Origin of the sequence: Streptomyces sp. NPDC050534 (genome assembly GCF_044457745.1) — a bacterium.
GTDB lineage: Bacteria > Actinomycetota > Actinomycetes > Streptomycetales > Streptomycetaceae > Streptomyces.
This window is the reverse complement of the sequence record NZ_JBITHF010000027.1, coordinates 1-26,269: the sequence shown is the minus strand read 5'-3', so window position 1 is coordinate 26,269 and position 26,269 is coordinate 1. Positions and strand designations below refer to the sequence as shown.

25 protein-coding genes are annotated in these 26,269 nt (G+C 71.8%); 12 read left to right on the top strand and 13 right to left on the bottom strand.

What is annotated here, in order from left to right; genetic code table 11:
• Positions 1-22: 22 nt before the first annotated feature.
• From ACIBN2_RS45730 to fae, 4 genes are all read right to left on the bottom strand, one after another.
• Positions 23-958 (bottom strand): NAD(P)-dependent oxidoreductase, encoded by a 936-nt coding sequence (locus tag ACIBN2_RS45730; RefSeq protein ID WP_399143724.1) that lies wholly within the window; start codon positions 956-958, stop codon positions 23-25.
• A 106-nt stretch (positions 959-1,064) separates the two neighbouring features.
• Positions 1,065-2,585 carry an aldehyde dehydrogenase gene (locus tag ACIBN2_RS45725; RefSeq protein ID WP_399143723.1) on the bottom strand — a complete coding sequence of 507 codons (1,521 nt, stop codon included), beginning with the start codon at positions 2,583-2,585 and terminating at the stop codon, positions 1,065-1,067.
• Entirely contained in the window at positions 2,582-3,694 is a 1,113-nt protein-coding gene (locus ACIBN2_RS45720; protein WP_399143722.1) for a mandelate racemase/muconate lactonizing enzyme family protein, read from the bottom strand. The genes ACIBN2_RS45725 and ACIBN2_RS45720 overlap by 4 nt, the downstream gene beginning before the upstream one ends.
• The gene (gene fae, locus ACIBN2_RS45715; RefSeq protein WP_399143721.1) at positions 3,691-4,227 is read right to left on the bottom strand and encodes a formaldehyde-activating enzyme; all 537 of its coding nucleotides are present in this window, start codon (positions 4,225-4,227) and stop codon (positions 3,691-3,693) included. Before fae ends, ACIBN2_RS45720 begins: the two co-directional genes overlap by 4 nt.
• A 205-nt stretch (positions 4,228-4,432) precedes the next feature.
• Between fae and ACIBN2_RS45710 the strand changes: the two genes are divergently transcribed.
• The 3 genes from ACIBN2_RS45710 to ACIBN2_RS45700 all read left to right on the top strand — a co-directional run bounded on the left by ACIBN2_RS45710 (position 4,433) and on the right by ACIBN2_RS45700 (position 8,501).
• Positions 4,433-5,230, top strand: coding sequence for an IclR family transcriptional regulator (locus ACIBN2_RS45710; protein ID WP_399143720.1), 798 nt, complete (start codon positions 4,433-4,435; stop codon positions 5,228-5,230).
• 334 nt (positions 5,231-5,564) lie between these two features.
• Complete coding sequence (locus ACIBN2_RS45705; protein ID WP_399143719.1) at positions 5,565-7,040, top strand: NAD-dependent succinate-semialdehyde dehydrogenase; 1,476 nt, start codon at positions 5,565-5,567, stop codon at positions 7,038-7,040.
• A 102-nt stretch (positions 7,041-7,142) separates the two neighbouring features.
• Complete coding sequence (locus tag ACIBN2_RS45700; protein ID WP_399143718.1) at positions 7,143-8,501, top strand: MFS transporter; 1,359 nt, start codon at positions 7,143-7,145, stop codon at positions 8,499-8,501.
• A 110-nt stretch (positions 8,502-8,611) separates the two neighbouring features.
• Here ACIBN2_RS45700 and ACIBN2_RS45695 read toward each other — a convergent pair whose 3' ends face one another.
• On the bottom strand, positions 8,612-9,460 hold the full coding sequence (locus ACIBN2_RS45695; RefSeq protein ID WP_399143717.1) for a helix-turn-helix domain-containing protein: 849 nt from the start codon (positions 9,458-9,460) through the stop codon (positions 8,612-8,614).
• A gap of 136 nt (positions 9,461-9,596) precedes the next feature.
• Between ACIBN2_RS45695 and ACIBN2_RS45690 the strand changes: the two genes are divergently transcribed.
• The 3 genes from ACIBN2_RS45690 (at position 9,597) to ACIBN2_RS45680 (ending at position 13,506) form a co-directional block, all read left to right on the top strand.
• Entirely contained in the window at positions 9,597-10,466 is an 870-nt protein-coding gene (locus tag ACIBN2_RS45690) for an oxidoreductase (RefSeq protein ID WP_399143716.1), read from the top strand.
• Positions 10,467-10,614: 148 nt separating this feature from the next.
• The gene (locus tag ACIBN2_RS45685; protein WP_399143715.1) at positions 10,615-11,097 is read left to right on the top strand and encodes a flavin reductase family protein; all 483 of its coding nucleotides are present in this window, start codon (positions 10,615-10,617) and stop codon (positions 11,095-11,097) included.
• A 216-nt stretch (positions 11,098-11,313) separates the two neighbouring features.
• Entirely contained in the window at positions 11,314-13,506 is a 2,193-nt protein-coding gene (locus ACIBN2_RS45680) for an MMPL family transporter (protein WP_399143714.1), read from the top strand.
• 64 nt (positions 13,507-13,570) lie between these two features.
• Here the strand turns inward: ACIBN2_RS45680 and ACIBN2_RS45675 are convergent, their stop codons facing one another.
• The 6 genes from ACIBN2_RS45675 to ACIBN2_RS45650 all read right to left on the bottom strand — a co-directional run bounded on the left by ACIBN2_RS45675 (position 13,571) and on the right by ACIBN2_RS45650 (position 19,949).
• On the bottom strand, positions 13,571-14,587 hold the full coding sequence (locus tag ACIBN2_RS45675; protein WP_399143713.1) for a questin oxidase family protein: 1,017 nt from the start codon (positions 14,585-14,587) through the stop codon (positions 13,571-13,573).
• A 71-nt stretch (positions 14,588-14,658) separates the two neighbouring features.
• Positions 14,659-16,098 (bottom strand): MGH1-like glycoside hydrolase domain-containing protein, encoded by a 1,440-nt coding sequence (locus ACIBN2_RS45670; RefSeq protein ID WP_399143712.1) that lies wholly within the window; start codon positions 16,096-16,098, stop codon positions 14,659-14,661.
• Between the two features lie 196 nt (positions 16,099-16,294).
• Positions 16,295-17,071: an NPP1 family protein gene (locus tag ACIBN2_RS45665; RefSeq protein WP_399143711.1), complete on the bottom strand. Its 777-nt coding sequence runs from the start codon at positions 17,069-17,071 to the stop codon at positions 16,295-16,297.
• A gap of 143 nt (positions 17,072-17,214) precedes the next feature.
• Positions 17,215-18,195: a non-homologous end-joining DNA ligase gene (gene ligD / locus ACIBN2_RS45660; RefSeq protein ID WP_399143710.1), complete on the bottom strand. Its 981-nt coding sequence runs from the start codon at positions 18,193-18,195 to the stop codon at positions 17,215-17,217.
• Between the two features lie 70 nt (positions 18,196-18,265).
• Positions 18,266-19,168: an SDR family oxidoreductase gene (locus ACIBN2_RS45655; protein WP_399143709.1), complete on the bottom strand. Its 903-nt coding sequence runs from the start codon at positions 19,166-19,168 to the stop codon at positions 18,266-18,268.
• Positions 19,169-19,199: 31 nt separating this feature from the next.
• Positions 19,200-19,949 (bottom strand): SDR family oxidoreductase, encoded by a 750-nt coding sequence (locus tag ACIBN2_RS45650; protein WP_399143708.1) that lies wholly within the window; start codon positions 19,947-19,949, stop codon positions 19,200-19,202.
• Positions 19,950-20,074: 125 nt separating this feature from the next.
• On the opposite strand from ACIBN2_RS45650, the gene ACIBN2_RS45645 reads away from it, so the two are divergent.
• Positions 20,075-20,767: a TetR/AcrR family transcriptional regulator gene (locus tag ACIBN2_RS45645; protein WP_399143707.1), complete on the top strand. Its 693-nt coding sequence runs from the start codon at positions 20,075-20,077 to the stop codon at positions 20,765-20,767.
• A 4-nt stretch (positions 20,768-20,771) separates the two neighbouring features.
• Here ACIBN2_RS45645 and ACIBN2_RS45640 read toward each other — a convergent pair whose 3' ends face one another.
• Positions 20,772-21,455, bottom strand: a complete 684-nt coding sequence (locus ACIBN2_RS45640; RefSeq protein WP_399143706.1) for a response regulator — start codon at positions 21,453-21,455, stop codon at positions 20,772-20,774.
• A 419-nt stretch (positions 21,456-21,874) separates the two neighbouring features.
• Here ACIBN2_RS45640 and ACIBN2_RS45635 point away from each other — a divergent pair, with 419 nt between their 5' ends.
• Positions 21,875-22,531 carry a TetR/AcrR family transcriptional regulator gene (locus tag ACIBN2_RS45635; RefSeq protein ID WP_399143705.1) on the top strand — a complete coding sequence of 219 codons (657 nt, stop codon included), beginning with the start codon at positions 21,875-21,877 and terminating at the stop codon, positions 22,529-22,531.
• 78 nt (positions 22,532-22,609) lie between these two features.
• A complete protein-coding gene (locus ACIBN2_RS45630) occupies positions 22,610-23,146 on the top strand; it encodes a MarR family winged helix-turn-helix transcriptional regulator (RefSeq protein ID WP_399143704.1) in 537 nt (178 codons plus the stop codon).
• 48 nt (positions 23,147-23,194) lie between these two features.
• Here the strand turns inward: ACIBN2_RS45630 and ACIBN2_RS45625 are convergent, their stop codons facing one another.
• A complete protein-coding gene (locus ACIBN2_RS45625) occupies positions 23,195-24,397 on the bottom strand; it encodes an MFS transporter (RefSeq protein ID WP_399143703.1) in 1,203 nt (400 codons plus the stop codon).
• Positions 24,398-24,451: 54 nt separating this feature from the next.
• Between ACIBN2_RS45625 and ACIBN2_RS45620 the strand changes: the two genes are divergently transcribed.
• The 3 genes from ACIBN2_RS45620 to ACIBN2_RS45610 all read left to right on the top strand — a co-directional run bounded on the left by ACIBN2_RS45620 (position 24,452) and on the right by ACIBN2_RS45610 (position 26,130).
• Positions 24,452-25,198 (top strand): AraC family transcriptional regulator, encoded by a 747-nt coding sequence (locus ACIBN2_RS45620; RefSeq protein ID WP_399143702.1) that lies wholly within the window; start codon positions 24,452-24,454, stop codon positions 25,196-25,198.
• 87 nt (positions 25,199-25,285) lie between these two features.
• On the top strand, positions 25,286-25,666 hold the full coding sequence (locus ACIBN2_RS45615; RefSeq protein WP_399143701.1) for a DoxX family protein: 381 nt from the start codon (positions 25,286-25,288) through the stop codon (positions 25,664-25,666).
• Complete coding sequence (locus ACIBN2_RS45610; protein WP_399143700.1) at positions 25,663-26,130, top strand: peroxiredoxin; 468 nt, start codon at positions 25,663-25,665, stop codon at positions 26,128-26,130. The genes ACIBN2_RS45615 and ACIBN2_RS45610 overlap by 4 nt, the downstream gene beginning before the upstream one ends.
• Positions 26,131-26,269 lie beyond the last annotated feature (139 nt).

The window sequence follows — 26,269 nt, the reverse complement described above, 5'->3', positions numbered from 1 at the left end:
GCGGCTCCTGAGATGTCGGGCGTCAGACCGTGAGCGCCGCGTCGTCCAGCGCCGCGGCCGGGTTGGGCAGCCGGAACTCCCGTCCGGCGAGTGACTCGTAGAGCCGGACCGGGCTCATCTCGCCGGACAGCTCGCCGTGCTGGGCCTTGGAGCGGCGGTAGATCTGCTCGACCAGGGCGGAGAGCTCCGTGGAGACGCCCAGGTCGCGGCCGAGGTCGACGGCCAGGCCCAGGTCCTTGCAGGCGAGCGCCATGGCGAAGGAGTCGTCGTAGTCGCCGTCGGCGAGCACGCACAGGATGTCGTTCTCCAGGAAGTGGGAGGCGGCCGGGCTGGCCAGCAGCGAACTGCGCAGGACCCCCAGGTCGACGCCCGCCTTCACGCCCATGGCCAGCACCTCCGCGGACGCGACGAGATGGCTGAACCAGAGCAGGTTGATCATGAGCTTCACGGTGTAGCCCGCGCCGAGCGGCCCGACGTGCAGGATCCGGCCCGGGTCGCCCATCGCCTCGAAGACGGGCAGGGCGATGCGGAAGTCGTCGTCCGCTCCGCCGACGAATATCTGCAGCATGGCCGCGTCGGCACCGCGGGCCATGCCGCTGACCGGCGCGTCGAGACGGCGCACACCGCGTGCGTCCAGCACCTCGGCCGCCACACGGTCGGCCGCGGCCGGGGTGGAGGTCGACATGTCGATCCACAGGGCGCCCTCCGGCAGCGCCTCGGCCGCCCCGCCCCGCATCAGGACATCCTCGACGACACGCGGGTTGGGCAGCATCGTGATCAGGAACTCCGCGTCCCTGGCGCATTCGGCGGGGGAGTCGGCCCAGCGGGCGCCGAGCGCGAGATGTTCCACGCCGGCCTCGGGCCGGGTGTCGTACACGGTGACCAGGTGTCCCGCGTGGATCAGGTGGCGGGCCATGTGACGTCCCATGTTGCCCAGGCCGATGAAACCGATCCTCATCAGTGTCCTCGCTGCGGTTCGGGGTGGAAGAGGGGTGGGAGAGGGGGGTGGAACGGGGGGAACGGGGGGTGGAAGAGGGGGGAGAGGTGCAGAGGGGCTCGCCGTCTCAGGCGAGGTTGATCCAGGTGGTCTTCAGCGCGGTGTACGCGTCCAGCGCGTGCAGGGACTTGTCGCGGCCCGCGCCGGTGGCCTTGAAGCCGCCGAACGGCGTGATGACGTCGCTGGCGTCGAAGGCGTTGATCCAGACGGTGCCCGCCCGCAGCCGCCTCGCGGTGCGGTGGGCGACGGTCACGTCCCGGGTCCACACCGAGGCGACCAGCCCGAAGTCACTCTGGTTCGCCAGTCGTACGCCCTCGTCCACGTCGCCGTCGTAGGACACCACGGCAAGGACCGGGCCGAAGATCTCCTCCTGGCCGACGGCCGAGGTGTTCTCCACGCCGTCCAGGACGGTGGGTTCGACGAAGCTGCCGCCGGTGCCGGCGAGCGTGCGCCCGCCGCCGAACAGCACGGTCGCGCCGTCCTGACGGCCGCGCTCGATGTAGCCGAGGATCTTGGCGAGTTGGGACTCGTCGACGATCGGGCCCATCACCGTGGCGGGGTCGAGCGGGTCGCCGACGCGGAAGGTGTCCGCCGTGATCCGCCGTACGGCAGCGAGCAGTTGGTCCTTGACCGAGGCGTGCACGACGACGCGGGAACCCGCGTTGCAGGTCTGCCCGGCGTTGTAGAAGATGCCCCAGGCCACGGCGGACGCGGCGGCCTCGATGTCGGCGTCGGCCAGCACCAGTTGGGGCGACTTGCCGCCCGCCTCGACGGCGACCTGCTTGCCGTTGGACTCGCCCGCGTACACCTGGAACAGCCGGGCGACCTCCGCCGAGCCGGTGAAGGCGATCTTGTCCACCTCCGGATGCCGGCCCAGCGCCTGCCCGGCGACCTCGCCCCGGCCGGGGACCACGTTCAGGACCCCGTCCGGCAGGCCCGCCTCGGTGGCCAGCGCGGCCAGCCGCAGGGCGGCGAGGGAGGTCTGCTCGGCGGGCTTCAGCACGACGCTGTTGCCGGTGGCGAGTGCCGGGCCGAGCTTCCAACTGGCGATCAGCAGCGCGTAGTTCCAGGGGACGACCGCACCCACGACGCCCAGCGGCTCCCGGGTGATCAGCGCCAGCGCGTCGGCCGGCGTCGGCGCGATCTCGTCGTAGGACTTGTCGATCGCCTCCGCGTACCAGGCGATGGTCTCCGCGGCCTTGGCCACGTCCACCCGCACCGACTCGGTGATGGGCTTGCCCATCTCCAGGGTGTCGAGCAGCGCCAGCTCCTCCGCGTCGGCGAGGATCAGCTCGGCCCAGCGCAGCAGGATCCGCTTGCGCTCCTTCGGCGCGAGGCCGCGCCAGCGGCCGTCCTCGAAGGCGGCACGGGCGGACCGTACGGCCCGGTCGACGTCCTCGGCGGACGCCGCCTGCACCTCGGCAAGGACCTTGCCGTCGCGCGGCGAAACGCTGGGGAAGGTGTCGCCGGACGTGGCGTCGGTGAAGGAGCCGTCGATGAACGGGCGGGTCTCGAAGGTGAGTTTGTCGGCCGCGGCCTGCCACTCCTCGTGCGACCGCCGCAGCAAGTCCTCGATGGTGTGGGTCACTTGATCCTCCAGCGGTCGATCGCGTCCTCGTCCAGCTCGACGCCGAGACCGGGCCTGTCGGGCACTTCCAGGCAGCCGTCGGCGTTGACCCGGACCGGCTCGGCGAGCATGAAGTCCCGGCGTTCGGGGGTCCAGCCGGGCGGGTCGTAGGGGAACTCGAAGTAGGGGCCGCCGCCGACGCCCGCCGCGACGTGCAGGTTGGCGAGCACGCCGATGCCGTTGGTCCAGCTGTGCGGGGTGAACTGACGGTGCTTCAGGTGCGCCAGCTCGGCGAGGGTGCGGGCGCGCTGCATGCCGATCGCGAGCACCACGTCCATCTGGTAGATGTCGAGCGCGTCCTCCTCGAGGTAGCGCAGCAGCTCGGTGGGGGAGTGGTGCATCTCGCCGGCCGCGATGCGCACGCCCGGGTTCTCGGCGCGCAGCCGCTTGAAGCCCTCCAGGTCGGCGTACGGCAGCGGCTCCTCGACCCAGAACACGTCGAGTTCGGCGAGCCGGGCGATGGTCTTGCGGGTCTTGGCGAGGTCGGAGGCGGGCGCGGTGTCGCCCGCCATCCGCCAGGACTGGTTGAGGTCGACCATGATGTCGAAGCCGTCGCCCAGTTCCTCGCGCACGGCCCGTACCGCCGCGACGCCCTCGTCGACGTGGTTCCGGTCGATGCGGATCTTCATCGCGCGAAAACCCGCCTGGCGCACCTTCAGCGCCGTGGCGACGCGCTCCTCGGGCGACTTGAGCTCGCCGGAGGAGGCGTAGGCGGGCAGCTTCTTCGCCGCGTTGCCGAACAGCTCCGCCACCGGGCGGCCGTGCACCTTGCCGACGACGTCCCACAGGGCCGCCTCCAGGGGCCAGTAGTGGGCGCCGTGGAAGTTGGCGGTCTCGATCGCGCGGACGTGCCGGGTGATGTCGAGTGGATCCTCGCCGACGAACAGGTGCTTGTAGCTGTCGAACCCGTCCATCAGGTCACCGGAGCCGATGCCGGTGATCCCCTCGTCGGTGTGCACCCGGACGATCGTGGCGTCGAAGTGACGGCGCGGCTCGGGGTCCCAGGCCGCACGGAAGGGCGGGTCCAGCTCCAGGCGGAGGCGGTCGAGCGTGATGTCGGTGATCTTCATCGGGCCAGGGCCTCCGGCGAGGGTGCGTAGAAGGGGTTGACGGGCCCGGCCTTCGCCGCGTCCAGTACGTCGGCCACGGACGGCGTGCCCGTCACGGCGGCCCGGATCGCGCCGTACGCCGCCTCGCGCTGGTTGCGGAAGGACGCGTCGAGGTCGTCGACGGCCGGGTTGACCCACACCGCGGCGATGATCAGCAGGTCGTCCGCGTCGCCGGCCGGGATCAGGTCCCCGGCGACGGCGTCCAGGACGCCCTGGGCGAGCCCGGCCTGGGCGGACCCCCAGGTGGCGCGCTCGTGCAGCTCGCCCGCGGCGGCGGCCTTGTTCACGAACAGGGTCGGCGGCTTCACCGGCACCGACGGGCGGACGACCGCCATGAACGGCACGTGCCCGGCGCTCGGCGTGGCCAGCGCGGTCGCCCAGGCCGTCTCGACCGGGCCGCCCTTGCGGCCGATCACGATGTTCGTGTGCGCGGCGTTCGCACCGTCACCGACGAAGGACTCGCCGATCAGCGCGGTCGCGGCAAAGGGGGGCATCGGAACTCCTGGACGTGGGAAGCGTGATTCGTGGGGGTGCGGCGGGATGAACCTCGCATTCGGTGCAGTTCATCCGGCCCGATGCGGTGAATCTAGGTCTGGCGACACCCGCCCGCAAGGCGGTCACGGGAATCGAAATGCCGGTTGCTCTGCTGACAACTTCCCGCCTGACCAGGCGGTTCCTCGCCGCGATCCCAGGCATACGATGACGGCCGTGACCGACTCCTCCGCCGCCGCGCGCGGCCACGGCCTCCGCCGTGACATCGACCTGCTGGAAGCCCTCGCCTCCGACGAGGCGCAGGAGGCGGGCGGCCTGGGCGTGGTCCGTCTCGCCCAGCTGGTGGGCCGGGAGAAGACCCAGGTCTCCCGGGCGCTGAAGGCCCTGGCCGCCGAGGGCATCGTCGAGCGCGACCCCGACACCCTGGAGTACCGCCTGGGCTGGCGTCTGTTCTCCCTGGTCGCCCGCACCTCCGAGAGCCGCCTGGTGCGCGTCGCCGAACCGGTCATGCACACCCTGTCGGCGGACCTGGAGGAGACCAGCCACCTGTGCGTGCTCAGCGATCGCGAGGTGCTCACCCTGCTGTCGGTCTCCGGCCACTCCTTCCGCGTCCACGGCTGGGAGGGACGCGGCGTGCCCGCCTGGCAGCTGTCCGCGGGCCGCGTCCTGCTGTCCGACGCGACCCCCGACGAGCTGTACGTCCGCTTCGGCACCAGCAGCGAGATGCCCGTCCAGGACCTCTGGGCCCTCATCCAGGACGGCAAGCGGCGGGGCTACGCCCGCGTCAGCGAGGAGTTCGAGGAGGGGCTGGTCGGCGTGTCCGCGCCGGTGCGGGATTTCCGCGGCCGGGTCGTCGCCGCCCTCAACATCTCCGCCCCGAAGACCAGGCTGGGCGAACGACTCGACGAGGCGGGACGCACGACGGCCCGAGCGGCGGCGCGCGTCTCGATGCTGCTGGGCTGGGAGCCACGACGCACGCCGGCGGTGCGGGCACGGCTGACTTGAGTGGTGCATCCCGACCGTGCGGGCGCGGCTGTCCTGAGCGTGGCGCTCGCCGGCCCTGCGCACACGGCTGCCCTGCGCGCACGGCTGCCCTGCGCGCACGGCTGCCCTGCGCGCACGGCTGCCCTGCGCATACGGACCCGTCCCGCGCGTGGCGCTCGCCGGTCTTCGCGGCGAGTCCGGCCTGACCGCCGTAGGGCCGCGTGTGATCGGCGAGTTGCCCTCACAGCAACCCGCGTTGCGATCCGCAGGAGTGACCTTGTCGGTCCCATGACGCGCTCGTAAATTCACCGCGCATCGGGCGAGCCTTCGTCCGGAACGGAGAAAAGAGCAGCTCATGAACCTCGCCGGCATCGACCTGTTGGCCAAGGCCCCGCTCGCGGACGGCGATCTCCTCGTCGGCGGCCGATGGCTCCCGGCCGCCGACGGACGCACCTACCCCGTGTACGACCCGGCCACCGGCGAGGTGATCCGGGAGGTCTCCTCGGCGGGACCGCGGGACGCCCACGCGGCGATCGAGGCGGCGCAGTCCGCCGCGGCGGACTGGCGTGCGACGCCGGCCCGCCGCCGTTCGGAGGTCCTGCACGACACCTTCGCCCTGATGCGCGAGCACCGGGACACGCTCGCCCGCCTCATCGTGCTGGAGAACGGCAAGGCGCTGCGGGACGCGCTGGCCGAAGTCGGCTACGCCGCCGAGTTCTTCCGCTGGTTCGCCGAGGAGGCCGTACGGATCGGCTCCTCCTTCGGCGACGCCCCGGGCGGCGGCTTCCGGCACGTCGTCCGCCGGCACCCGGTCGGTGTCACCGCCTTCGTCACGCCGTGGAACTTCCCCGCGGCCATGGCCACCCGCAAGATCGCTCCCGCGCTCGCGGCAGGCTGCCCCGTCCTGCTCAAGCCCGCCCCCGAGACCCCGCTCACCGCCCTCGCGGTCGCCGCCCTGCTCACCGAGGCCGGCCTGCCGGCCGGGTTGCTGAACGTCCTGCCCACCGACCGCGCCCCCGAGGTCGTCTCCGCCTGGCTGGACGACGAGCGGGTCCGCAAGTTCTCCTTCACCGGCTCCACCGCCACCGGAAGGCTGCTGCTGGGGCAGGCCGCGGCGAACGTCGTCAACGTGACCATGGAGCTGGGCGGCAACGCCCCCTTCGTCGTCTGCGCGGACGCCGACGTCGACGCGGCCGTGGACAGTGCCATGGACGCCAAGATGCGCGGGGGCGGCGAAGTCTGCATCGCCGCCAACCGGTTCTACGTCCACACCGATGTCGCCACCGAGTTCACCGAGAAGTTCGGCGCCGCGATGTCCGCCGTCCGCACCGGGCCCGGACTGGAGGAGGGCGTGACCCTCGGCCCCATGATCAACCAAGCGGCGGTCGACAAGATCCGCTCCCTCGTCGACGACGCCGTCACCCGTGGCGCACGGATCGCCGCGTGGGGAACGGTCCCTGATGGCCCCGGCCACTTCCACCCCGCGACCGTCCTCGTCGACGTGCCCGACGACGCCCGCATCCTCCACGAGGAGGTCTTCGGCCCCGTCGCACCGATCAGCACCTTCACCGACGAGGACGAGATGCTGACCCGCGCCAACTCCACGGTCCACGGCCTCGCTTCGTACGTCTGCTCTCGCGACCTCGGCCGCGCACTGCGCATCGCCGAGCGCCTGGAGGCGGGCATGGTCGGCGTCAACCGCGGCCTGCTGTCCGACCCCGCGGCGCCCTTCGGCGGCGTCAAGCAGTCCGGCCTCGGCAGGGAAGGCGGCCGCGAGGGCATCGAGGCCTTCCTGGAGACGCAGTACATCGCCCTGGACTGGCCCAACTGACCTGCCCTTCGTACCAGTTGGCATCGCCGCCCCGCTCCGCCCTGATCCATCCCGCTCCATCCCACCCCGCTCCGCTCACGCCGCTCACGACAAGGACCGCCCATGGCAACGACGCCTGCGACACCGCCCAGCACCACCGAAGCCCCCGACCATGTGCGTGAACGCCGCCGTCTGCACACCAAGTTGAAGCTCGCCACCCAGATCGGCGAGGGCATCGACGGCTACGTCATCGGCGGCATCGGCATGGCCATGGCCGCGCTCACCACCGACCTGCACCTGTCCACCCTCATGGAGGGTCTGGTCGGCGCGTCCCCGCTGATCGGCATCTTCGTCGGCGGCCCGCTCTTCGGCCGCCTCGCCGACCGCTTCGGACGGCGTCCGGTGTTCCTCGCCGACATGGTGATCTTCCTCGTCGGCTCGGTGCTCCAGTTCTTCGTCACCGACGGGCTCCAGCTCTTCCTCATCCGCCTGGTGATGGGCGTGGCGATCGGCGGCGAGTACGCCATCGGCGCCCCGCTGCTCTCGGAGTACGCCCCGAAGCAGGGCCGCGGCCGGCTGCTCGCCAGCCTGGAGATCAGCTGGTACGTCGGCTACGCGCTCGCCACGGTCGTCGGCGCCCTGTTCGCCGACGTCGACGGCGGCTGGCGCTGGTCCCTGGCCAGCAGTGCCGTTCTCGCCGTGGTGTGCGTGTCCCTGCGGGGCGGCATCCCCGAATCGGCCCGCTGGCTGCTGAGCAAGGGGCGCCGCGAGGAGGCCGAGGCGCTGATCGAGAAGTACGGCATCGAGATCGACGTCGACGCGGAGCTCGACGAACGCGCCGCGACCCGACAGGCCGGATTCCGGGCGCTGTTCAGCCGGGAGCACATCCGCAGCACGGTGTTCGCGAGCGTCTTCTGGGCGGCGCTCGTGCTGCCCTACTTCGCCATCGGCACGTACTGGACGCAGGTCTTCGAGGCGTTGAACATGGGCGACAACGCGGTCGCCGCGCTCCTCGTCTACTCCTTCACCGCGGTCGCCGGTGTCACGGCCGGCTGCCTGGTCGTGGACCGCATCGGCCGCCGCCGGCTGCTGATCCCGCCGTTCTGGATCACGGCCGGCTGTCTCGCGCTGGTCGCGGTGTGGCCGTCCTCGACGCCCGTCATCGTCTGCGGCTTCCTCTTCTTCATCTTCCTCAACGCGGCTTCCAGTGCGCTGACCGCGGTCTACCCGCTGGAGGTCTTCCCCACCTCCCTGCGCGCCACGGGCGTCGGCTTCGCCACCGCGATGAGCAGGGTCGGCGCGGCGATCGGCACCTTCCTGCTGCCGATGGGCCTGGACCACTACGGCGCCCGCTTCGTCCTCCTCGTCGGTGCCGCCGTCCTCGCGGTGGGTGGCCTGGTCTCCCAGTTCCTGGCGCCGGAGACCACGGACCTGGACCTGGCGAAGGCGGCGCGCACGGCGCGGGAGAAGACGGTGGCGTGACCGCGCCGCGGGGGAAGACGACGGTGTGATCGCGCCGCGGGGGAAGACGGCGGCGTGATCGCGGCGCGGGTTCCGTCCGGCAACGGGCGGAGCCCAACCGCCGCGATCCGCTAACCCGCGTCTGCGATCGACGAGTGACTCGCTTCGGCGTCCATCGACGACCGCAGTGCGTCGAGCGCGCGCGCCGACTCCGAGCCCGGCTCGGCGTGGTAGATCGCCAGGATCTGGCCGCCGGAGTCGGCGATCGGCAGTTTCTCCCGGCCCAGTTCCAGCGGGCCGAGCTGCGGATGACGCAGCCGCAGCGATCCTCCGGCCAGCGCGGTGACGTCGTGCCGGGCCCACAGCCGCCGGAACTCCTCGCTGCCCAGCGACAGTTCGCCCACCAGCTGCACGATCCGCGGGTCGTCGACATCGCCGCCGACGGACACGCGGAACCCGGCGACCAGGCCGCCGGCCGTCTTCCCCCAGTCCGGGTAGAGCTCCTGCTCGGCGGGGTCGAGGAAGATCGACCGCAGCCGGTTGACGCCGGGCCGGAGGTTGGGTGACACGGCAGTGGCCAGCCGGTTCGCTGCGAGCACGTCGAACATCCGGCTCTCCACGAACGCCGGCAGGTTGATCACCTCCAGCAGCCGGAGGATCCCGGCGGGCACCACCTCACGGCGCGGCCGCCGGCGTGCGGCCGGACGCGCCGTGGACAGGCTCAGCAGATGCTCCGTGGCGATCGGGTCCAGCCGGAAGACCCGCGCCAGGGCCTGCAGCACCTGCGGCGACGGATTGCGGTCCCGGCCCTGCTCCAGGCGGAGGTAGTAGTCGGCGCTGATGCCGGCCAGCATGGCGACTTCTTCACGACGGAGCCCGGGGGTGCGGCGTACGCCCACGACCGGCAGCCCCGCGTCCGCCGGATCGGTCAGCTCACGGCGGGCCCGAAGGTATTCACCCAGCGCGTTCGGCCTGCTCATGCCCTCGATCCTACGAGCCCCGTCCGGGCCGTGCCTGGTCCTGTCACCCCCAGGATGACCGGGGCACAGGCTATGTCCGCGGCGGCTTCGTACGGTCGGATCTGCTCCCGGAGACGCCGGTGAGCGGAAGGGAAACATGACAGGCAACGAGCTGCCCGGCGGCACCTACCGCGTGGGCGACCTCAACCTCACCCGGTTCGGCTACGGCGCCATGCAGCTGGCGGGGCCGGGCGTGTTCGGCCCGCCCAAGGACCGCGCCGCCGCTGTCGCCGTACTGCGCACGGCCGTCGAACTCGGCGTCCGGCACATCGACACGGCCGACTTCTACGGCCCGCACGTCACCAACGAGATCATCCGCGAGGCACTCGCGCCGTACCCGGACGGCCTGCACATCGTCACCAAGGTCGGCGCCCGCCGCGACGAGCAGGGCGGCTGGCCCCACGCCCGCACCCCGGCCGAGCTGGTGCAACAGGTCCACGACAACCTGCGGCGCCTCGGTCTCGAAGCGCTCGACGTGGTGAACCTGCGCGTCGGCGGCCTGGACTCGCCCGAACCGGGCTCCGTCGCCGAACAGTTCGGCGCGCTCGCCGAGCTGCGCGAGCAGGGCCTGATCCGGCATCTCGGACTCAGCACGGTCAGCGCGGACCAGCTCGCCGAGGCCCAGTCGATCGCACCGGTCGTGTGCGTGCAGAACTTCTACAACATCGCCAACCGGCAGGACGACGACCTGGTCGACAGCACCGCACGCCAGGGCATCGCCTATGTGCCGTACTGGCCCCTGGGCGGCATGTCCCCGCTCCAGTCCGACACCCTGCACAAGGTGGCCGCGCGCCTGGACTCCACCCCCATGTCCGTGGCCCTCGCCTGGCTCCTGCACCGTTCACCCAACGTGCTCCTGATCCCCGGCACGTCCTCGGCGGACCACCTGCGCGCGAACGTCAAGGGCGCTGCCCTGGACCTGCCTTCGGACGTCCTCACCGAACTGGACGCCATCGGCGGGCGGTGACTTCCCTCGCGCGTCTCCTCCGGTGCGGCGGCCGGGGCCCGTAAATCTCGGCACGCCGGAGCCGACTGCGGCATCTTGGCCTCATGAGTGGCTGCGGAAGGGGGACTCGTGTGCACGGCAAGGGCAGCGAGACCCGGAGTGAGGGGACATGACGGACGACGTCGACGTGTTCATGAGCCGGCTGAACCCCGACATGTGTGTGGTGACGGCCGTGGCGGGCGCGGAGCGGTCGGGGTGTCTGGTCGGCTTCTCCTCCCAGTGCTCCATCGACCCCGTGCGGTACGTGGTGTGGATCTCCAAGGCCAACCACACGTATGGCGTCGCCCGCGCCGCCGACTGCCTGGCCGTCCATCTGCTGACCCGTGAACAGCACGGGACGGCGGTGCTTTTCGGTGGTGAGACGGGCGACCGGACCGACAAGTTCGCGCAGGTGCCGTGGAAACAGGCTTACGGCGGCTCGGTCGTCCTGGAGGAGGCGGCCGCCTGGTTCGTGGGCACCGTCGAAGACCGCGTCGACGGTGGTGACCACGTCGGCTTCATCCTCAGACCCGTCGAATGGCGCGATCGCAAGGATGGTCCTCTGCTGCGGCTCGACGACGCCACGGACATCACGCCCGGCCACCCGGCATGACGTGCTGTCCGCGGCTGCCGTGCACCCGGCGGCCCGCGGACACCGGCGCGCCACGCCATTTTCCGGACCTCCCCGAGCGATCTATTTCAAGGTCACTACCATCTGAGCCAAGACAACCGTTCGACCGGCACGTGCGGTGCGTGCCGGTCGGGGTCGCCGATGCCAGGGTCCGCTCCCCGGGCTGCGGTGATCTTCCTGCCCAGGAGGACCTTCCGCATGTTCCGACGTATTGGCAGCACGGTCGTCCGACATCCCGTCTGGACGATCGTGGCATGGCTGATCGCCGCGGTGGCGATCGTCGCCACCGCCCCGAGCCTGCCCTCGAACAGTGACGAGAGCAGTTTCCTTCCCAAGAGTTACGAGTCCATCAAAGCGGCCGACCTCCAGGCGAAGGCGTTCCCCAGCGCCTTCACCCCGTCCGCGATCGCGCTGTACCAGCGCACCGACGGCGGGAAGCTGACCGCCGCCGACAAGAAGGACGTCGCCCGGATCACCACCGAACTGGGCGACAAGCACATCGACCAGGTGCAGAAGGTCGTCCCCGGCCGGCCGTCCAAGGACGGCAGGTACTCCATGACCCTGGTCCAGATGGACAGCAAGAACGCCGGCCAGCCCAAACAGGCCGACGCGGCCAAGGTGTTGCGCGACGACCTCAAGCAGCTGACCAAAGGCACCGATCTGGACGCCAAGCTCGGCGGATCGGCCGCCCAGGCCCTGGACCAGCAGGATTCGTCCAAGCGCGGTCAGGCGCTGATCGGTATCGGCACCTTCGCGATCATCCTGATCACGCTGCTGATCATCTTCCGCGCGCCGATCCTGGCCATCCTCCCGCTGATCCTGATCGGCGTGGTCTCGGCGATCGCCAACGGGCTGATCGCGTACGCCACCAAACTGTTCGACCTCCAGGCCAACAGCTCGATCTCGTCGATCCTGATCGTCGTGCTGTTCGGCGTGGGCACGGACTACTTCCTGTTCCTGATCTTCCGATATCGAGAACGCCTGCGCGCCGGCGACGAACCCAAGCTGGCCATGATCAACGCCGTCGGGAGGGTCGGGGAGGCCATCGCCTCGGCAGCCGGCGCGGTCATCATCGCTTTCCTCGCCCTGGTGCTGTCCACGCTGGGCTTCTTGAAGCAGATGGGTCCGGCGCTGGCCATCGCGGTCTCGGTCACCCTGATCGCGGGTCTGACCCTCATCCCGGCCGTGGTCTCGCTGATCGGACCGAAGGTGTTCTGGCCGTCCAAGAGCTGGCAGCGGGAGCCGGAGAACGCCCGTTTCGCCGCCCTCGGCCGCGGGGTGCAGCGACGCCCCGCCCTGACCGCGGGACTGTCCGGTCTGGTCCTGGTGGCGCTCTCGCTGGGCATCTTCGGCTACAACGCCACCTTCGACCTGGCGTCCGGCTCCATGCCCAAGACCAAGGAGTCGATGGTCGTCCAGGACGAGATGCAGAAGGCGTACTCGGCGGGTGCGGCCGCGCCCACCGACGTCTACCTCTCCAGCAGCGACGGCAAGCCGCTCGACAAGACCGCCTTCGGCGCGTACGCGCAGAAGCTCGGAGCGGTGGACGGCGTCGCGAACGCCCGTATGACGCAGGTCAACAAGGCGGGATCCACCGCGGACTTCACCGTCACGCTCAAGTACGAGGCGTCCACGGACAAGGCGATCGAGGCCGTGGGCCGGGTGCGCGACGTCGCGCACACCAACGCCCCGGACGGCACGGAGGCCCTCGTCGGGGGCATGTCCTCGATCTACAAGGACATCGACAGCGCGGTCAACCACGACTACCGCACCGTCTTCCCCGTCGCCGCCGTGCTGATCATGGTGATCCTGGGTCTGCTGCTGCGCAGCGTCGTCGCCCCCTGGTACCTGATGGCCTCGGTGGGGCTCGGCTTCGGCGCCACCCTCGGCGCCACCGTGTGGATCTTCCAGGAGGCGCAGGGGCACTCGGGCCTGATGTTCATGCTCCCGGTGATCATGTATCTGTTCGTGGTCGCCATCGGCACCGACTACAACATCCTCATGATCGCCCGATTGCGCGAGGAGGCCCGCGAGGGCCGCGAACCGCGGGAGGCGGCCGGCATGGCACTGCGGCACGCGGGTCCCACCGTGGCCGCGGCGGGCTTCATCCTGGCGGCGACCTTCGCCACGATGATGCTGGCCGGCAACGCGCTGCTCACGGAGATGGGCTTCGCCGTCTCCTTCGGCATCGCGGTCGCCGCCTTCGTGATGGCGATGTTCTTCACGCCCAGCCTCACCGCGCTCATCGGCCACGCGGCCTGGTGGCCGGGGCACGCCGACCGGGCGGAGGCTCCGGCCGGTGCGGGTGCCGTGCCGGGCGGTTCCGGTCCGGTCTCCGGAGGTGAAGGCGCGCAGTCCTTCGACAAGGACCCCGCGGCGCGCCGCCGCTAGCCGCAGCACGACGGAACAGGTCTGCCGGTCCACACGGCCCGGCAGACCTGTCTGTGTGTGAAGGTCAGACCAGCGGAACGCTGAGCTCGATCGCCCGCTGGGCCGCCGCGAGTGCCCGCTCGTCGCCGACGTCCAGGGCCGTGTCCGTGAACTTGATGACGTGCTCGTCGCCGTGCGCGAGTGCCCGCTCCACGACCTCCTCCGGGCTCAGCCGCGCCGGGGGCCGGTAGTCGACCGGTTCGGCCGGCGCGTACATCGCGGTGACCGCCGCGGACGCCGTCCACGCCGCGTGCAGGCTCGGCGCCCACAGCTCACGCGGCAGCGAATCCAACGTACGCAGTACGGCGTTGGGGGCGGTCGCCGCGTGGACGAGCATGGTCTCCTCGCCGTGCCCGTGCGTCGCGTACCGGTGTGTCGCGGCCGCGACCAGTTCGGTGAGCCGCTCCCGGGCGGCGTCGGGTCCGGTCACCTCCGTTGCCCACAAGGGGAGTTGGCGTACGGCGGCGAGCCGCGCCGGGAACCCTTGATACCCCTCGGGGATCGCGGGGACGGCGTCCAGGGATGCCGCGGCCGTCGCAGCCGCGGGCAGGGCGGTGACGCCGGTGACGGTGTGGTGGCGGGCGGCCCAGTAGCCCAGGGCGTGGGCGAGTTCGGCGCGGCGGGGTGCGTTCTCGCCGGTCTCCAGGGTGCGTACGGCGTGGCCGACCCGGATGACGGGATGCGTTGCCCCGCCGTACATACCGGGCAGCAGGCGCGGCCACCACTCGGCGAGGACGCTCTTCCAGGGCCGCTCTTCGAGGGCGCGCGAGAAATGGTCGATCCAGTCGGCGGCCCGGCGCACATCGCCCAGCGCCGAGGGCCAGTTGTCGTCCGTGACGGGTGCCACCCGGTCCGGGAAGTCCTCCAGCTTGTCGCGGTACAGGTCCAGCCAGCGGTGCACGGAGCCCGCCTGCCCGCGGGCGGCGAGGGCCTCGACGACCATCGGGGCGTGGTTGGAGAGCCGGCCGAGGCGCTCCGGTCCCGTCGCATGGACCCGTTCCAGGGCTTCTTCGAGCTGTCCGCTCGTGTCGCTCGTCTCCATGAGGTCGACGCTAGGCAGCGCATCGCGGCGGCGGATCGGGCGCGGGGACCAGGCCGGGCACGCCTCGGGGCCTAGACCCCGAGGACCAGGTCCACCGTGTGATGTCCGCCCCCGTCGGCACGGACGACGGGTTCGGCCGGACGTCCGTCGATCGCGCACGCCCGCACCCGCGTCCCGCCGCCGCTGAGGGAGATGTCGAGGGTCATGTCCCGGTAGCGCAGACCGCGCAGGCTCACCGGCCCCCAGTGCGGTGGCAGACACGGCCGCAGCCGTACGGCGTCCTCGGTGAAGGCCAGCCCGAACAGCCCGTCGTGCATCAGCCGCAGGTACGCGGTGACCGACCAGGTCTGGTCGGGCTCCGAGTCGAAGTGCTCGGCCCTTCCGCTGCCGCCTTCCTGCCAACCCCCGTCGACAGCACCGCTGTTGGAGTCGTACAGCTCGTAGAAGCCGTCGCCGCTGCCCGCGACCAGACCTGCGAGCTGCTCGACCGAGCGCGCGAACAGATCGGTGCGGCCCGCCAGGGCGGCGGCGTTGCCGTAGAGGCCGTGGACCATGGGCCACACCATGACGTTGTGCCGTCCCGGTCTGCTGTCGTCGAAGCGCGGGAAGTGCGGCCAGACGTTGACGATGCCGTGCGGCTGCCAGTGGGTGGCGTCGAGGAGCAGGCGCGCCCGCCTGCGGTCGGCCACGCCGCACAGCAGGGCGAAGGCGAGACCGGCGCCCTCCTGGGAGGTGTCGACGGTGCCGTCGTCATGGAGGAGATAGGCGTACGTGCCCGCCTCCTCGCGCCACAGCCAACGGTGCACCGCCTGCCGCAGGCGCGCCGCGTCCGCCCGCAGGGCCTGCGCCCACTCCGGCCGGCCGCAGCTGTCCGCCATCTCTGCCAGCGCCGAATACGCCCCGTAGTAGAGGCAGTTGGTCGACAGGCACATCAGCCGTTCGGTGCCGGGGTGGTCGAGCACGAAGGAGGAGCGTACGTCCGGTGAGGCGGGCGGGCTCGGGTAGCCGGAGATGCCGTCGTTCATGAAGGACGGTCCCCGGAACAGGCCGCGCTCGGTGTCGAAGTCGCCGGCCCGGCGAGCGGCGAGGGTGCCGGCCGCGGTGCGTGCGGCCTCGGCGAGGAAGCCGCGGTCGCCCGTGATCCGGAAGTGGTGCCGGGCGGCGAGGATCCAGACGACCTGGTCCCACCACTGGTCGTCCTGCTGAACGACGGGCCCGTGCGCGGTGCGGTCGACGACCGACCAGAGAGTGTTGCGGCCGACGGCGGGCGCCAGCAGGCTTGCCGCACTCCACGCGTTGACGGCCGCGTCCCGCGTCCACCGCTGCGGCGCGGGGTATCCGCCGCCGGCCCGTACGACGGTGCCCGGCGGATACGCCAGCAGGCCCGCCTTGTCGTAGACCGCCGGGTCGGCATGGGTGGTGTGGGTGTCGGCCAGGGCCGTTGCCGCGGTCGCGTAGAGGGTGCCGAGGCGGCGCTGGGTGGCCAGGTCGGCGAAGGTGAGGGCGGGCACGGTGTAGCCGTTCCCCCGGACCGGGGCTCCCGCACCCGCCAGGCCGAGGAGACCTGCCGCGGCCAGAAGGCCCCGCCGCGACGGCCGCACACGACTCGTGCTTCTCCCCACTGGCATGGTCCGCCCTTCCACAGCTTCCGGAGCCAGCATGACCCCGGGAGCTGTGGAACGAGCGGACCGGTGCGCAGTCGCGTCGTCAGGCGTTCGGGTCGAACGTGATCCCGGACGGCTTCGCCGACGACAGGTGCGAGGCGAAGTTGCCGTCCTTGAGGCCGAAGTTGGCGCTGCCGAAGTCGTACGCGCTCAGCTTGTCGCGCAGCCCGGCGGGATAGCCGTTCCAGCCGACCAGCGGCGGGTACTGCCAGGTGTGCTTGTCGTTCTCCGGCGGCTCGTCGTTGGAGTTCGCCAGCCGGAAGCAGTGGGTGCGGATGCCGTCCTTGTGATACACGATCTTGGCGTGGCTGCCCTCGAAGCGGACCTCGGACGTGGCGTGCACGGTGAATGAACCGTGGTTCGACGTCGACACGTACTTGACCTGGTTGTCCTGCACCCAGATCACCACGTGCTCCCAGTCGTTGCGGTGCCCGCCGATGCTGCTGCCGGCGACGGCCTGGTCCTTCTCGAAGTACAGGCCGTACATGTACGCGCACCAGCCGTTGTTGCACTTGTAGCGCGAGTAGCTGTTGGTGTTGTCGAGGTCGGAGGCGTCGTGGCACTCGCCGTTGAGTGCGCCGGTCGGCTTGAGACCGCCGTTGATGGTGCCGTCGGGGCCGATCGCGGGCGTGGAGTAGCAGCCGTCCGTGTCGTAGTCGAACGCCGGCTGATACGTGAGCTCGGCGGCCTCCGCATTGGCGGGCAGCGCCTGGGGCTGCGCGGCGAAAGCCGCGGTGGGGACCGCCAGGACGAGCGCGGCCGCACCGGCCAGGCCGGTCAGGAGTCTTCTGCGGTTCGCCTTGAACTTCGGTGACGCCACGGCGTCCTCCTCTTCGTCCGGGCGCAGCCGAACGACTGTGGGGGGCAAGGGAGTTCAGCATCCCGAGTTTCCCCTTCCGAGCCAAGAGGTGACAGGCGTACCAGTGGTGAAGGGCGGCCCAATACTTGGGCCATGACGAAGCGTCAGTCGAGTTCGTCGGGCAGATCCGCGGCGGAGTCCTCCGGCGCGAGGTCGGACCGCAGCCGCAGCCAGGACGGCTGGCGCAGCATTCCGGCCCGGGTGCGGGTGCTGTAGCGGACCTCGCCGACCAGCCGGGGCAGCACCCAGCGCGCGCCCGCGACCGCCGGGACGGGGTCGAAGGGGCACTCGGCCGTCTCCGCCGCCCGCAGCAGCTCGGCAAGACGGGTCCGCTCGGCCTCGCTCCAGCCGGTGCCGACCCCGCCGACGTACCGGAGCCGTCCGGCCGCCCGCTGCCCGACCAGGACGGCGCCCGGCAGTCCTGACAGCCGCCCCTTGCCGGGCAGCCAGCCACCCACGATCACATCCTCGCTCCGCATGTTCCGGATCTTGATCCAGGAGCGGGAACGCACTCCCGGCTCGTACACCGAGTCCAGCCGCTTGCAGACGACTCCCTCCAGCCCGTGTTCGAGCGTGGCCCGCAGGGCCTCCTCCCCGTGTCCGACCACTGCGGAGGGGGTGGACCAGTACGGCCCCTGGAGGCCCAGCTCCTCCAGCCGCCGGCGCCGCCGGAGGTAGGGATGGCCGGTGAGCCTTTCACCCTCCAGGTGCATCACGTCGAACAGCACGAGGTGCACGGGCACCTTCGCCGCCTGACGCGCGGCCTTGGCGGGGGAGTGGGCGAGGCCCATCCGGGACTGGAGCAACTGGAAGTCGGCGCGGCCCTGTTCGTCCAGCGCGAGCACCTCACCGTCCAGCACGGCCGGCGTCGCGCCGAGTGCCGTGCCCAGCGGCCGCAGCTCGGGGTACGCGTCGGTGATGTCCTCCCCGGACCGCGCCCGCAGCCGGAGCCCGCCGTCCCCGGAGAGGTAGGCCACCACGCGCTGGCCGTCCTGTTTGGTCTCGTAGGCCCAGCGGGCGTCCTGCGCGGGCGGCGGCAGGGTGCCGGGTGTGGCGAGCATGGGCGGAATCAGGGGAAGCGTCACGGGGTGAGGTGTCGACGCCGCGGCCCGCCGCCATTCGCCCCGCCCGCCGGTTTCCCCTGAACGGCGCTGCCTACAGGCTGCTCGCCGGGGTCAGCAGGTCATCGAGCCCGACCCGGCGGAAGAACTCCACTCGTATCCGGTCGGCCACGGCGGAGACGACCTCGCTGCCGTCCCGGCTCGGGTCCACATGAACCCGGAACGGCCGCTCACCGGGCGGCAGTTCGACCGTGCGCACGACGGCCTCCGCCACGTCCGAGACGTCGGCGTCCGGCGGCATCAGCCGCGCCAGCCGCTCGTTCACGTCGGCCATCAGCGCCTTGTACTGCGCGTCGTAGACGGCGGCACGCCCGGTGTCGGACGGCGCTCCGGCGTGGGCGAAGTGGTTGGTGCCCGAGGTGAAAGCACCCGGCACGACGATCGAGGTGTCGATCCCGAACCGTATGAGCTCGGCGGCGTAACTCACCGCGAGCGCGTCCATGGCGGCCTTCGCCGCGAAGTACGGCGCGAGGAAGGGCGGGGTGCCGCCGCGTGTGCTGGAGGAGCCGATCCACACGACGTGCCCCTGCCCCTGGCCGCGCAGCTGGGGCAGGGCCGCCCGGTTGACGCGCTGGGTGCCGAGCACGTTGGTGTCGTAGACGTCCGCCAGCTGTTCGGGCGTGAAGGCCTCGGCGGGGCCCAGCACCATGTGCCCGGCGTTGTGGATCAGGACGTCGAGGTGCCCCTGCTCGTCGACGACGCGGGCGACGGCTGCGTCCGCGCTGTCCTGCCGGGTCACGTCCAGCTCCACCGCCCGCAGGTCGACCCCGTGCCCGGCGGCGTGGGTGGCCAGATCGGCGGCGGCGCGGGCGTTGCGCGTGCCGAGGGCCCGCATGCCGGCGTAGACGGTGTGTCCGCGTTCGGCGAGTGCGCGGACGGTGAGGGCGCCGAAACCACTGGAGGCGCCGGTGACGAGAATGACCTTGCTGTCGCTCATGGCTGTTCCTTTCGGAGGACGGCGCGCGCCGTCAGATGATGCCGCCGTTGGTCCGCAGGACCTGGCCGTTGACCCAGTGGCCCTCGGGACCGGCGAGGAAGGACACGACGTTGGCGATGTCCTCCGGCGTGCCGAGGCGCTCCAGCGGCGGCTGTGTGGCAAGGCGGGCGACGGTCTCCTCGTCCTTGCCGTCGAGGAAGAGGTCGGTGGCGGTGGGGCCGGGCGCCACGGCGTTCACCGTCACGTCACGGCCGCGCAGCTCGCGGGCGAGTATCAGGGTCAGCGCCTCGACCGCCCCTTTGCTCGCGGCGTAGGCGCCGTAGCCGGGGAAGGCGAGACCGACCACCGAGGAGGAGAAGTTGACGAGTGCTCCTCCCGGGCGCAGCCGGCGAGCGGCCTGCTGGTCGACGACGAACGTGCCGCGGATGTTGGTGCGGTACAGGGAGTCGAGCTCATCGAGGTCGAGCTCGGCGACGGGGGACAGGGGCATCCGTCCGGCCGCGTGCACCACCGTGTCCACGCCGCCGTACGCGGCCTCGGTCTGCTCGAACAGGGCGGCGACCTCGGTCTCGTCGCCGACGTCGGCGCGGGCGGCGAACGCGGTGCCGCCCGCCGCCTCGATGGTGCGGACGACGTCCTCGGCTGCGTCCTTGTTGCCCGCGTACCCGACGGCGACGGCGAATCCATCGGCGGCGAGCCGCTGGGCCACCTGCCGTCCGATGCCTCGCGATCCGCCCGTCACGATCGCGGCCCGCTGGTCCGTGTGGGGCTGAGGGGTCATGGCTGCATCCTTCGCTCTGAGGCTTGTTAGCGTTGCTACGTCCTTCTCGTATCGACGATAACACAAGCCCGTAGCGTTGGTACCTCCTCTTCGTATCGCCGCTACGGATGGCGTACCGTGGACCCATGGATGCGAGGGAAAAAATCCTGGAAGCGGCCACGAACCTGCTGGCCAAGGCGCCGGCCGCCGATGTCTCGACGCGTGCAGTGTGCGACGCGGCCGGGGTGGGGGCACCGATGCTGTACCGGCTCTTCGGTGACAAGGCCGGGCTGCTGGCCGCCGTCGTCGACCGTGGCTTCGAGGAGTACCTCGCCTCCAAGCGGGCAGCCCGGCCCAGCGACGACCCCGTCGCCGACCTCAGAAGCGGCTGGGACAACCACATGCGCTTTGCGCTGGAGCACCCCAACCACTACCGGCTGATGTACTCGCCCGAGCTGACGGTCCCGCCCGCGGCGGCCCAGGAGGCGCACACACTGCTGCACGGCATCCTCGAACGCTGCGCCGCTGCGGGCAGGCTCACCGTCCCGCCCGCCCTCGCCACCCAGATGATCATGTCCGCCAATGTCGGAGCGGCCCTGTCGATGCTGACCAGACCGGAGCAGTACGCGGACCCGCAGTTCTCCGAGCGGCTGCGCGACGCCGTGCTGGCCTCGCTGACCCGCCCGGCCGAGGCCGGCGGGTCGCGCGAGGACGAGAGTGCCGTCCCGGTCGCGGCAGCGACGCTCGCGGCCCGGCTGCGCGCCGAACAGTCCCCGCGGTTCACGCCGGCGGAGTCGGCCCTGCTGGAGCAGTGGCTGGACAAACTCTCCGCGGGCTGAGCCCTCAGCGCTCCATGGACGGCTGTGCCAGGAACATGCCCGACTGGTGAGCCATGACGACGAGTTGGGCGCGGTCGCGGACGCCCAGCCCGGCCATGACGCGGCGGACAAGGGTACGGACGGTGAGCGGGCTGACGTCGAGAATCATGGCGATCTCCGCGTTGGAGCGGCCCTCCGCGACCCAGGTCATCACGTCGCGGTCGCGGTCTGCGAGTGCGGAGAGGCGCTCGGCCGCGCCCGGCGGTGCCGCCGCGGCGGGAGTGCCGAGGAAACGTGTGATCAGCGCGCGCGTGGCGAGCGGCGAGAGCAGCGCGTCGCCCCCGGCCACGGTCCGGATGCCGTCGAGCAGTGCGTCGGCGGTCACGTCCTTGCCGAGGAAGCCGCTCGCGCCGGCCCGCAGCGCCTCGGCGACGTGGGCGTCGATCTCATGTGTGGTGAGGATCAGTACGCGGGTCTCCGGCAGGCCCGGGTCGGCGCAGATCGCGGACGTAGCGGCCAGGCTGTCCGTGCCGGGCACGCGGATGTCCATCAGGACGACGTCGGGGCGGTGCACGCGCGCGAGGGCGACGGCTTCGCCGCCACAGGTGGCCTCGGCGACCAGCTCCATGTCGTCGCACGAGTCCAGCAGAATCCGTAAGGCGGCGCGCAGGAGGGCCTGGTCGTCGGCGAGCAGCACGCGGATGGTCATGGTGTCCGTTCCTGTCGTCTCAGGATTCCCGTCCTGGAAGCCATGGTGGGCGATGACCGGGGGGAGCGTCGGGCGGGAGACGTCCCTGCTCGGCGGCGGCGATCCCCCTCGCGGGGGAAGGTACGAGGTCAGACGCGGGCGGACGGCCGTTCGACCCGCTCGGCCGCGGCCTCGGCGGCGCGGGGCCTTGCGGGTGAGTGCCCGCCTCCCGGCGCGAACGGGAGGGGGCTCGTCCGGCCGTTGCCCCCGCCCTGGGCGGGACATCCGCGCGCGCCGGACCGCACCGAGCCGCACAGCGCTCCCGACGTGCGGTTGCGTAGGCTTTCGAAGCTGGAACCCGCCGCGCTGCCGACGGGCTCGCGACGGTTCGAGGGACTGGCCGTCGCGGGGGTGAGCGAAGTCCCGATGCGGTGGTGAGCATGGCCGGCAGGACGGTACGCGCGGAACGGGCCGACGCGACCCGCGAGCTGATCCTGACGGCGGCCGAGCGGCTCTTCGCCGAGCGCGGGGTGAACGCGGTGTCCAACCGCCAGGTCGGCGAGGCGGCGGGACAGGGCAACAACACCGCCGTCGGCTACCACTTCGGCACCAAGGCCGACCTGGTCCGGGCGATCGTCCGCAAGCACGCGGGGCACACCGAGGAGATCCGCCGCCGGCTGCTGGCCGAGATCGGCGACTCCACCGACGTACGGGACTGGGTGGACTGCCTGGTGCGCCCGCTGCCCGAGCATCTCGGGAACCTGGGCGGCCCCACCTGGTTCGCCCGGTTCTGCGCGCAGGCGATGACCGATCCGGCGCTCCACCAGATCATGCTGGAGGAGTCCTTCGCCTTCCCGTCCCTGCAGCAGTGCGTCGACGGGCTGAACCGGTGCCTGCCCGACCTTCCCGCGGAGGTCCGCGCCGAGCGCGGCGAGATGGCACGCCACCTGATCGTGCACATGCCCGCCGAACGGGAACGGGCGGTCGCCGAGAACAGAGCCACGGCGCGCTCCCACTGGGACGACGCCGCCACCGGCCTGGCGGACGCGATCGTCGGGCTGTGGCTGGCCCCGGTCACACCTGGGCGTCACGGGTGACACCTGCGAACTGATGCGTCCCGTCGTGCGGTCGAGGTGATTTACTTGAGTTACGCAACGATATGGTAACGTGGGCACATGCCCACACCGCCGCTCCCCGAACTCCCCGAAAGCCCCGCGTCCGACGAGGTGATCGAGATCGAGCGGGCGCTCACCCGCATCACGTACCTGAGCACGCGCGCACGGCAGCACGACCGGCTGATGGCCCTGGCCGGCGTGCCGCTGGACCGGGCGGCGGTGGCGTTGCTGCGGCAGGTCGCGGATTCGGATCCGCTGCGTCCGGGGGAGCTCGCCAACCGGCTGGGAGTGGAGGCGTCCCACGTCACCCGCACCGTGCAGCAGCTGCAGAAGTCCGGCTACGTCACCCGCGTCCCCGACCCCGACGACCGCCGGGCCCAGCGCATCCAGCTCACCGAAGCCGGACAGCAGGCCATCGACCGCGTCCGGGCCGCCGGAGTCCGCGGCATGCAGCACGCGTTGTCCGCCTGGAAGCCGGAGGAACTGCGGCAGCTGGCCACCCTCTTCCACCGTATGGTCGACGACTTCCTCTCCCACTCCGTCGACATCGACGAGGACGCGGAGGAGCCGACGGTCGCGCGGACGGGCAGCGCCTGATGCGGCACCGCTCCATCCGTACGGGCACCGCCTGACCCTCCGACGGCGTCATGCCGATGCCGTGCGGCGCCGCCGGCGCGGCCGCGGCCGGTGTCCAGGCGGCTGCTCCACCGCCGAAGTGGGCTCCCGCATTCCCGCGAGCAGGAGCCGGCCCAGGGCGGGCAGCGCGATCAGCGGGACCAGAGCGATCCGCAGGGACGTGCCATCGGCCAGCGCTCCGAGGGCCGGGGCGGCGAGTCCGCCCGCGCTCACCGCCAGACCCAGCGTGACCCCGCTCGCCGTGCCGGGCCGCCGCGGGAGGAAGTCCTGGCCGAGCGTGATGTGCAGGGCGAAGGGGACGTACAGGCCCGCAGAGGTGAGGGCGACGAACAGGTAGACCGCCGGACCGGGGACGAGGAGCACGCCCGCGACGGCGAGCACGGTCAAGGCGTACGAACGGCGCACCACCGTGAGGCGCCCGAAACGGTCGGCGAGCCGGCCTCCCGCCAGCGTGCCGAGCGCACCGCCCGCGTACAGCACGAACAGCGCTGCCGTGCCGGCCGCTTCACCGCCGCCCGTCCGCTGCCGGACGTAGACCGAGATGAACGCGCCGAGGCCGATGAAGACGACCGATCGGCAGACGATCGCGCCGGACAGGCGCACGAACGACGGCCAGTCGTCGACGCCGGTGGCCGCGGCGGTGTGGCCGGTCGCGGCCCGGCTGCCCGGCGAGCGGACCGCGGCCGCACACAGCGCCGCCCCCGCCACGGCCGGGACCACCAGCAGGGGAGACGCGCTGAGGCCGCCGGTGGCGACGACGGCCGCCACGAGCGGTGGTGCGAGTGCGAAGCCGACGTTGCCGCCGAGGGAGAACCAGCCCATGGCCGTGTTGCTGCCGCCGGCGGCGGCGCGTGCGGCGCGGGCGGCCTCGGGGTGGTAGGCGGCGACGCCGATGCCGGACACCGCGACCGCCGCGAGTGTGAGCGGGTAGGAGCCGCCGACCCCGCTCAGGGCCACGCCGGCACCTCCGGTCAACGCGCCGAGCGGCAGCAGCCATGGCATCGGCCGGCGGTCGGTGAGCACCCCGAAGAGCGGCTGCACCACCGACGACAGCAAGGACGCGGCCAGGACGATGCCCGAAGCGGCGGCGTAGCTGTAGGCGCGCTCCGAGACGAAGAACGGCACGAGCGCGGCCACCGCCCCCTGGTACACGTCGACACAGACGTGCCCCAGCGAGAGCAGCGCGATGGAGCGGGTGCGGAATCTGGACACCCTGCGATCGTCGTCGGCAAGACGGCTGGTCTGCTTCCGGTAAACTGCCTGGTTGTGTCGAATATCCGCCACACGCCACAAGCGCCCACCCAAGCCCGGAGCCTGGCCGGCGGTGAGAGCATCGACGCGCACCGGCACGACGAGCACCAGATCGTCTACGCCGGCTCCGGTGTGCTGGCCGTGACCACCGACGCGGGCACCTGGTTCGCCCCGGGCACCCGCGCCATCTGGGTGCCCGCGGGCACCGTCCACGCCCACCGCGCGTACGGGCACCTCGACCTGCACCTCGTGGGCCTGCCTGCCCGTGACAACCCGCTCGCCCTAGAGACCCCGACCGTGCTCGCGGTCAGCCCCCTGATGCGTGAACTGATCCTCGCCTACACGCGCGACCCCGACGACGTGAGTCCGGAGCGCCACCGCCTGCTCGCCGTTCTGCGCGACCAGTTGCGCGCCTCGCCGCAGCAGCCGATGCGCCTGCCCACCGCCGGCGACCCCCGGCTGGCCGCCGTCTGCGAGACCGTCCACGCGAACCCGGCCGAACAACGCACCCTCGCCGCCCTCGGCGCCGCGACCGGGACCGGCGAGCGCACCCTCAGCCGCCTCTTCCGCAGCGAGTTCGGGATGACCTTCCCGCAGTGGCGCACCCAGTCCCGCCTGTTCCACGCCCTGCGCATGCTGGCCGACGGCACACCTGTCACGACCGTCGCGCACCACTGCGGCTGGTCCTCCGCCAGCGCCTTCGTCGACGTCTTCCGCCGCTCGTTCGGCTACACGCCGGGAACTCACAACCGCCGCACCTAGGGCCTGCCTTCGGACCTGCGCCCGCCACCGGAACCAATGGTTCTACCCTCGGGTAACATCCGGGTGCAGGTCATCAGAGGAGGAACCGTGTCACGGTCCGAACGCTCGCCCTTGCTGCTCGCCGGCCTGTTGGCCGCCGCGGGCGTCACCCACTTCGCCCAACCACGCCCCTACGACGAGATCGTCCCGCGAGCGCTGCCCGGCAACCCCAGGACATGGACGTACGCGAGCGGCGCTGTCGAACTCGCCCTCGCCGCCGGAGTGGCCCTGCCGCGCACCCGCAAGGCCGCCGCCCTCGCCACCGCCGCCTTCTTCGTCGGCGTGTTCCCGGCCAACGTGAAGATGGCCTACGACTGGCGCGACCAGCCCGCGCCCAAGAAGGCCGCCGCCATCGGCCGACTGCCGATCCAGCTGCCCCTCGTCCTGTGGGCCCGCAGCGTCGCGAAGAACGGGGAGGGCCGGGTATGAGCCAGCGCGTGAACGTCGGCGACACCATCGACGACTTCGAGCTGCCGGACGAGACCGGCACCGCCCGCAAGCTCTCCGAGCTGCTGGCCGACGGTCCGGTCGTGCTCTTCTTCTACCCGGCCGCCATGACCCCCGGCTGCACCGCGGAGGCCTGCCACTTCCGTGACCTGGCCGCCGAGTTCGCCGCCGTCGGCGCCCGGCCCGTGGGCATCAGCGGCGACACCGTCGAGAAGCAGCAGGAGTTCACCGGCCGCCACGACCTCGGCATGCCGCTGCTGTCCGACACCGACGGCGCGATCCGCGAACGGTTCGGCGTCAAGCGGGGGTTCAGCCTCGCGCCCACCAAGCGGGTCACGTTCGTCATCGCCCAGGACCGCACCGTCCTCGAGGCGGTCCACAGCGAACTGCGCATGAACACGCACGCGGACCGTGCGCTCGCCGCACTGCGCGCGCACCAGAGTTGACACCCGCGGTGGGGGGGGCCGGCCCGGCCCCCCCCCCCCCCCCCCCCCGCCCCGCGGGGGCCCCGGGCCCCCCCCCCCCCGGGGGGGGCGGCGGCCGCGGTCGCGGCGCCCGGGGGGCGGGCGGGCAGGACCGCGGCGG